Origin of the sequence: Thermococcus sp., assembly GCF_015523185.1 — an archaeon.
Lineage (GTDB): Archaea > Methanobacteriota_B > Thermococci > Thermococcales > Thermococcaceae > Thermococcus.
Genome location: NZ_WAKV01000030.1, coordinates 41,817 through 48,478 on the forward strand (window position 1 = coordinate 41,817; position 6,662 = coordinate 48,478).

Genomic DNA, 6,662 nt, shown 5'->3' on the forward strand with positions numbered 1-6,662 from the left:
GTCTATGCCAACAGCAGACCGAAGCCTTTAATACCTTCCGCGGGAACTTTCAAGGATGTGATACAATAGAGCGTCCACTGAGGGTTAAGGCCAAAAAGGCGAGGGTTCTTCACACGAAGAAAAAGCTTCTCCGAGCTCAAGTCTGAGATAGAAAAAACAAGCGAAGAAGTAGAAGAAGCCAAAAAGGCTCTTGAAAACTTAGCTGCGAGTGCTGAGGAAACCACAGCCAGTGCTCAGCAGGTCAGTGCGAGCGCCCAGGAGCAGGCTTCTGCTCTTGAGGAGGTTAAGAGGAATATCCTTGACCTTAGAAAGATAGTCAACGAGCTTAGGAGTGCTATTGATTTTATCCGGGTGGAGGGCTGAGATATGGAACCAGTACTAGAGATGGATGTTGTTGGAGAGCTTCTCAAGGGTAGCTTGGAAAATGGCTCTGTAACTTCCATTCTCTATGATGCATACTCTTTAGGATGGACACTTGGCTTTGAGGTCTTTAGGACATTATTGGATGGGGGCTTTTTTGGAGTTATTCACAACTACTCTCTCCCAGTTCCACGGCTTGTTTCTCGGGCTTTGTTTATGGGACTTAATATTACGGAGCTTTCTAAAAAGAACTCTCTGAGAATTGTTGATATCTTTGGATCTCGTTATAGCGTACCAATATCAGACCCCTATGTTATTAGAGTAGAAACCCCAGTGAAGACACGCTAACACCAAAAATTGAAAAGATATACCGGGAGAGTATTTACCTGGTTTCAGGGGATAGGGGTATAATAAAGCTAGTTTATACACTTGATGGAACGGTTGTAATGTTTGGAGAAAAGCCAACGCTCAGGCTTTTAAACTCAGAAGTCGCATTTCTCGCGAGAGAATCCATTAGTCATAGAATATCAGCAATAATTCTTCTTAACACTGATGTAGTTTCAGAGCGACTTGTTGCGTGGGTATCGAGTATCTCAGACACAATGGTTGCCTTCAGGTCAAGCATAAAAGAAGATGAACTAGTTGAGAGAATGATTATTCTAAAGACTCCTAGCCCTCATTTTGAACCTGTGACATATGAATTTAGGATATCCACTGAAAATGGAAAAGCTCATAATCTTCACTTTGAGAGGCTTAATTAGCTCGGCCAACCGAGTGCTCATCACGACTCAGCCAGTGCCGGTATCGTCATCGCCTTCCAAAGTTGGCATAGCTTTTTAAATCGCTTTCCCCAGCTCCAGTCATGAGCGAGCTTTCAACGATACTCAGCTCTGCACTGCTCATGCTCATCATGATAGACCCGAGCGATAAGATACTCCTGGTTACGTTTCTCCGCGAGGACTTCCACATAGAGGATATAAAGGCCCTTATAATCCGGGCGAACCTCATAGGTTTCCTCCTCCTCGCGAGTTTCGCCGTTGCGGGTCAGATAATCCTTCAGGAGATTTTTCACATCGATATAAGCGCCCTAAAGGTAGCTGGTGGCTTCGTTCTCTTCAAGATAGGCCTTGAGGCCCTCGAAGGCGGTGGAATGTTCACCCTCAAGAGGGAGAGGGACATACTGGCCTTAGCGGCAGTTCCGGTAGCGATGCCTCTCATAGCCGGTCCAGCAGCCATAACCGCGGTAATCACCCTCACAGCTGAATACGGCTACGTTGTTTCCCTCTCCGCTACGGCCATAGCGATAGCGCTCGTTGCCATCTCAATGTTCATAGCGCTCTACATGATGAAGTCCGTGAACAAAACTGCGCTAAGCGTTACAATCAGGATAATAGGCCTCTTCATAATGGCTATCGGGGCCCAGATGATGGTCGAGGGCGTCGTTGGAATCTACCTCCTCATGACTTCCGCCGGATGAACATCCAAAAGGCCGGGATAACCTTTTAACTTCTCCCTTCCCTCTTCCGAAAAGGTGAAAGGCATGAAGGTAGAACGCGTTAAGGGAACGAGGGATTTTCTTCCCGAGGAAATGGCGAAGAGAAGGTGGGTATTCGAGAGAATACGAGAGGTCTTTGAGCGTTACAACTTCACCGAGGTTCTCACTCCTACATTTGAATACACGGAGCTCTTCAAACTGAGGAGCGGTGAGGAGGTCGTCAAACAGCTCTACGCCTTCGTTGATAAAGGGGGAAGGGACATCTCCCTCAGGCCGGACATGACTTCGAGCGTCGCCCGCTTGTATGTCAACTCGTTCCAGACCGCTCCAAAGCCGATAAAGTGGTACTACATAGCCAACATGTTCCGCTACGAAGAACCTCAGAGCGGTCGCTTTAGGGAGTTCTGGCAGGCTGGAGTGGAGCTCATTGGTAGCGATAAAGTTGAGGCCGATGCGGAGGTTATAGCGCTCTTCGTTGAGAGCTACCTCGCGACCGGTTTAGAGGACTTCACGGTGAACATCGGTGACAGGATTTTACTCGACGAGTTCGCTAAGATGCTCAACGTTGAAGACGACATCGGACTTATGAGGCTTATAGACAAGAAAGACAAACTCTCCAGAGAGGAGTTTGTTAACGCCCTGAAGGACTTCGGGCTGGGCGATGAGGGTGTAGAGAAAGTGCTCTCGCTGATTGAAATCAAGGGAAATCCAGATGAAGTCCTTCCAAAGGCCGAAGAGCTTTTTAGGAGTGAAGAGGCTAGGGCCGAAATTAAGAGGCTCTACGAACTCGTTGACCTCCTCGATGCCTACGGCGTCTCAAGGTGGATTAAGATAGACCTCGGAATCGCTCGCGGTTTCGACTACTACACCAGCGTCGTGTTTGAGGCGATAGCGCCTAACGACCTTGGAATCGGCTCGATTGGTGGGGGTGGACGTTACGACAACCTCATAGAGGTCTTTGGTGGAAAACCGACTCCCGCAACTGGCTTTGCCATCGGCCTTGAGAGACTAATTCCAATTCTCGAGTGGAAGGGCCTTATTCCCGAGGTCAAGCTCAGGCCAGATGTTTATGTGATTCCCATCGGGGACGAGAAGGAAATCAAAAGGACTGCAGTTGAGGTTCTCTCCGCTTTGAGGAGGGCGGGAATCAAGGCCGACATCGAGCTGATGGGGAGGAAGCTCAGGAAAGCTTTGGACTACGCGGGCAGGCTTAAAGTACCTTACGTTGTCCTCGTCGGCAAGAGGGACCTTGAGAAGGGCAACGCCACAATCAGGGACATGGAGAGCGGGGAGCAGATTGTTGTGAAGAAGGAGGAAGTAGTCAGCGAACTCACGAGACTGCTGGGAGTTTAAAGCTTGAACTCCCTTGCCTTTCTTTTCATTCTCCACTCCTCGAGTTTCCTCACGAAGGGACACCGGGAGCGCCACCTTTGAAAGGCCCTCCTTATAACACCGCACACGCGAACCACCAGAGTTTATAATGGATAACCGTTAAAATCCTTTGTGTCATAGGGATGATGAGTCTGGAGCCCCCTGAGTAATGATGAGGTTTCGCGGGGCTGACCGGTATGAAGAGGCGCCTCTGTAAGGAATACATTCAGGAGATTGAGAGGCTCGAACGTTCAATCCGCGAGCTGGAGGAGGAGATAATCGAGCTAAGGATGCAGTTGAGGCTTAAGGTTGACGAGGCCAACAGACTGGCTATAGAAAACGAGAGCCTCAGGTACAAGCTTGAGTTAGCGAAAAGACGCGAGGCTTACCTCCTCGAGCTCCTTCAAAAGCTCAAGAGACCCCTGGTTATTGTTAATCCCGATGAGTTCGAGGACGTTAATGTTGATTTGAACCCTGACTTGAGGGAGTGAGAAAACCTTAATAGGACTCTCCCTTTTCTTAAGTCAGTTCAAAGGGGTGAAAGTTATGAGCATGGACATGACGACCAGAATGTTTAAGGAGGAGGGCTGGATTAGGAAGAAGTGCCCAAAGTGCGGTAAGTACTTCTGGACGCTCGACCCTGACAGGGAAACCTGTGGCGACCCGCCCTGTGACGAGTACCAGTTCATCGGAAAGCCCGGAATACCGAAGAAGTACACCCTAGATGAGATGCGCGAAAAGTTCCTCAGCTTCTTCGAGAAGCACGGCCATGGCAGGGTTAAGCGCTACCCCGTCCTTCCGCGCTGGAGGGACGATGTACTCCTCGTTGGCGCTTCAATCATGGACTTCCAGCCGTGGGTTATAAGCGGCGAAGCGGACCCACCGGCGAACCCTCTAACCATAAGCCAGCCTTCAATAAGGTTCACAGATATTGACAACGTCGGAATAACGGGAAGACACTTCACGATTTTTGAAATGATGGCGCATCACGCCTTTAATTATCCGGGCAAGCCAGTATACTGGATGGACGAGACGGTCGAGCTTGCCTTCGAGTTCTTCACCAAGGAGCTCAAAATGAAGGCTGAAGACATAACCTTCAAGGAGAACCCCTGGGCCGGTGGAGGAAACGCAGGACCGGCCTTCGAGGTGCTCTACCGCGGTTTAGAGGTGGCCACCCTCGTTTTCATGCAGTATAAGAAGGCCCCAGAAAATGCAGACCCGAGCCAAGTTGTCGAGATAAAGGGTGAAAAGTACGTTCCGATGGAGACGAAGGTCGTAGATACCGGCTACGGCCTTGAAAGGCTTGTGTGGATGAGCCACGGGACGCCAACGGCTTACGACGCTGTCTTAGGCTATGTCATTGAGCCACTCAAGAAGATGGCTGGAATAGAGAAGATAGACGAAAGAATCCTGATGGAGAACTCTAGATTGGCTGGAATGTTCGACATCGAGGACATGGGTGACCTGCGCTATTTAAGGGAGCAGGTGGCAAAGCGCGTCGGCATAACCGTCGAGGAGCTTGAGAAGGCTGTAAGACCCTACGAGCTCATCTACGCGATAGCGGACCACACCAAGGCCTTAACCTTCATGCTAGCGGATGGTGTCATTCCCTCCAATGTCAAGGCCGGTTACCTAGCGCGCCTGCTCATTAGAAAGAGCATAAGGCACCTCAGAGAGCTTGGCCTTGAGATACCGCTGAGTGAGATAGTTGCGATGCACATAAAGGAGCTTTCTCCAACTTTCCCCGAGTTCAAGGAGATGGAGGATGTGATTCTGGACATAATCAACGTCGAGGAGAAGCGCTACCAGGAGACGCTGAAGAGGGGAAGTGAGCTGGTGAAGAGGGAAATAGCGAAGCTCAAGAAGAAGGGCATCAACGAGCTCCCGCTGGAAAAACTCATACTCTTCTACGAGAGCCACGGCTTAACGCCAGAGATAGTGGCGGAAGTGGCCCAGAGGGAGGGCATCAAAGTTCACATACCGGACAACTTCTACACCCTCGTTGCCAAGCAGGCCGAGAAGACAGAAAAGAAAACAGCTGGAGAATACGTGGTGGACTTCGAGCTCCTCAAGGATTTGCCGGACACGAGGACGCTCTACTACGAGGACCCCTTCATGAGGGAGTTCGATGCGGAAGTGCTTAAAGTAATAGACAACTGGGTAGTGCTCAACCAGACAGCCTTCTATCCTGAAGGTGGCGGTCAGCCCTACGACACTGGAATTCTGGAGATCAACGGCGAGGAGGTCAAGGTGACCAACGTCCAGAAGGTCGGGAAGGTCATCCTGCACAAGGTCGAGAGACCGGAGCTCTTCAGGGAAGGGGCCAAAGTTCACGGTCGGCTCGACTGGGAGAGAAGAATCCAGCACATGCGCCACCACACGGGAACGCACGTCCTCATGGGCGCCTTAGTGAGGGTTCTCGGAAAGCACGTCTGGCAGGCAGGTTCACAACTCCACACCGACTGGGCTAGGCTTGATATAAGCCACTACAAGCGCATAACCGAGGAGGAACTGAGGGAAATTGAGCGCTTAGCGAACCGCGTCGTCATGGAGAACAGGAAGGTCACCTGGGAGTGGTTGCCAAGAACGGAGGCGGAAATGAAGTATGGCTTCAGGCTCTACCAGGGTGGAGTCGTTCCCGGAAGGGTTATCAGGGTTCTCAAGATAGAGGACTGGGATGTGCAAGCGTGCGGTGGAACGCATCTCCCCAACACTGGACTAATCGGCCCGATTAAGATTCTGAGAACGGAGCGCATACAAGACGGCGTTGAGCGTATCATATTTGCGGCTGGAGAGGCGGCTATAAATTGGATGCAGGAGACGGAGAGGCTCCTCAAGAGAACTGCCGAAATCTTCCGCGTTCCTCCGGAGAAAGTTCCAGAGACTGCCGAGAGGTTCTTCAACGAGTGGAAAGAGGCCAGAAAAGAGGTCGAAAAGCTAAGGAAAGAGCTGGCAAAGCTTCTCGTCTACGAGCTTGAGAACGAGGTCGAGAAGATTGGCGAGGTGGAGTTCATAGGCAAGGTCGTTGAAGGAACTATGGACGACCTCCGTGAGGCGGCCAACAGGCTCAGGAAGGATAAGCGCGTTATCGTTCTCATAAGCAGGGAAGGCCACTTCGTCGTGGCCGTTGGCGATGGCCTCGACATCAAGGCGGGCGAGCTTGCCAGGGTAATAACTTCCGTCGCCGGCGGTGGCGGAGGCGGAAGGAAAGAATTAGCTCAGGGCAGGATAAAGAACCCGCTGAAGGCCGAAGAGGCCATTGAAGAGGTGAAGAAGAGACTCGGCTGAGCTTCCCTTCTTTATCCTTTGGGGTGCCCAAAATCAAGGTCAAGACCCTAACACGGGAAATAGTTAATCTCACTCAAGAACTCGGCCTGAAAGCTGTTCCAGAGTATAGAACACCGGACGGAACGCGGATAGACGTGGCGATTCTGAA

General features: G+C 50.9%; 6 protein-coding genes. All 6 read left to right on the top strand.

The features are described from left to right. Positions 1-366: 366 nt before the first annotated feature. The 6 genes from F7B33_RS03745 (at position 367) to alaS (ending at position 6,514) form a co-directional block, all read left to right on the top strand. Positions 367-708 (top strand): hypothetical protein, encoded by a 342-nt coding sequence (locus tag F7B33_RS03745; protein WP_297064457.1) that lies wholly within the window; start codon positions 367-369, stop codon positions 706-708. Between the two features lie 98 nt (positions 709-806). Next, complete coding sequence (locus F7B33_RS03750) at positions 807-1,121, top strand: hypothetical protein (RefSeq protein WP_297064454.1); 315 nt, start codon at positions 807-809, stop codon at positions 1,119-1,121. A 101-nt stretch (positions 1,122-1,222) separates the two neighbouring features. Continuing rightward, positions 1,223-1,837 carry a MarC family protein gene (locus F7B33_RS03755; protein WP_297064451.1) on the top strand — a complete coding sequence of 205 codons (615 nt, stop codon included), beginning with the start codon at positions 1,223-1,225 and terminating at the stop codon, positions 1,835-1,837. Between the two features lie 63 nt (positions 1,838-1,900). Further along, positions 1,901-3,208, top strand: a complete 1,308-nt coding sequence (hisS, locus tag F7B33_RS03760; RefSeq protein WP_297073180.1) for a histidine--tRNA ligase — start codon at positions 1,901-1,903, stop codon at positions 3,206-3,208. Positions 3,209-3,423: 215 nt separating this feature from the next. Next, positions 3,424-3,717 carry a hypothetical protein gene (locus tag F7B33_RS03765; protein WP_297064448.1) on the top strand — a complete coding sequence of 98 codons (294 nt, stop codon included), beginning with the start codon at positions 3,424-3,426 and terminating at the stop codon, positions 3,715-3,717. A gap of 55 nt (positions 3,718-3,772) precedes the next feature. Further along, complete coding sequence (alaS, locus tag F7B33_RS03770; protein ID WP_297073174.1) at positions 3,773-6,514, top strand: alanine--tRNA ligase; 2,742 nt, start codon at positions 3,773-3,775, stop codon at positions 6,512-6,514. Positions 6,515-6,662 lie beyond the last annotated feature (148 nt).